This window comes from Vibrio mimicus CAIM 602 (assembly GCF_000338875.1).
Taxonomy (GTDB): domain Bacteria; phylum Pseudomonadota; class Gammaproteobacteria; order Enterobacterales; family Vibrionaceae; genus Vibrio; species Vibrio mimicus.
Genome location: NZ_AOMO01000118.1, coordinates 1 through 821, shown reverse-complemented (window position 1 = coordinate 821; position 821 = coordinate 1). Strand labels below are relative to the sequence as shown.

General features: G+C 46.0%; 3 tRNA genes and 1 rRNA gene. All 4 read left to right on the top strand.

What is annotated here, in order from left to right:
- Window positions 1–181, top strand: a 16S ribosomal RNA gene (locus tag D908_RS00015); the annotation flags it as partial.
- Between the two features lie 68 nt (window positions 182–249).
- Window positions 250–325: transfer RNA gene (locus D908_RS00020), tRNA-Glu, on the top strand.
- A gap of 3 nt (window positions 326–328) precedes the next feature.
- Window positions 329–403: transfer RNA gene (locus D908_RS00025), tRNA-Lys, on the top strand.
- Window positions 404–433: 30 nt separating this feature from the next.
- Window positions 434–509, top strand: a tRNA-Val gene (locus tag D908_RS00030).
- Window positions 510–821 lie beyond the last annotated feature (312 nt).

The window sequence follows — 821 nt, the reverse complement described above, 5'->3', positions numbered from 1 at the left end:
AATGTTGCGGTGAATACGTTCCCGGGCCTTGTACACACCGCCCGTCACACCATGGGAGTGGGCTGCAAAAGAAGCAGGTAGTTTAACCTTCGGGAGGACGCTTGCCACTTTGTGGTTCATGACTGGGGTGAAGTCGTAACAAGGTAGCGCTAGGGGAACCTGGCGCTGGATCACCTCCTTACACGATGATTATCGTGATGAGTGTCCACACAGATTGATTCGGTTTAGATTTGAGAAGAGTATCTTAGTGTCCCGTTCGTCTAGAGGCCTAGGACACCGCCCTTTCACGGCGGTAACAGGGGTTCGACTCCCCTACGGGATACCAAATGGGTCGTTAGCTCAGTGGTAGAGCAGTTGGCTTTTAACCAATTGGTCATAGGTTCAAATCCTATACGACCCACCATTATCTTCCTCCACAGGAAGTAAAATATGTGGGCGATTAGCTCAGTTGGGAGAGCACCTGCCTTACAAGCAGGGGGTCACTGGTTCGAACCCGGTATCGCCCACCACTCTTTAAGTATTTTTGGAATGAAATTCCAAACCACCCAAAGCTGTGTGGTTCGGATTTTTGCCGCCGAAAGTCCTTAGAAAGTGGCTCTTAGTGATAAGAAGTACTTTGCTCTTTAACAATTTGGAAAGCTGACAAAACAACAATTTATTGTTGTTTGTAAAGTTCTCAATGTTTATCGAAAGATAAACACCAACAACACATTCAAGTGTGCTTGGTATCGAATAAGACTTCGGTCTTGTTCAAATTTGAGTCCGGCAAAATCTGTCTCGCACTCATGATAAATTAAACGCGAGACAACATTAGGTTGTTT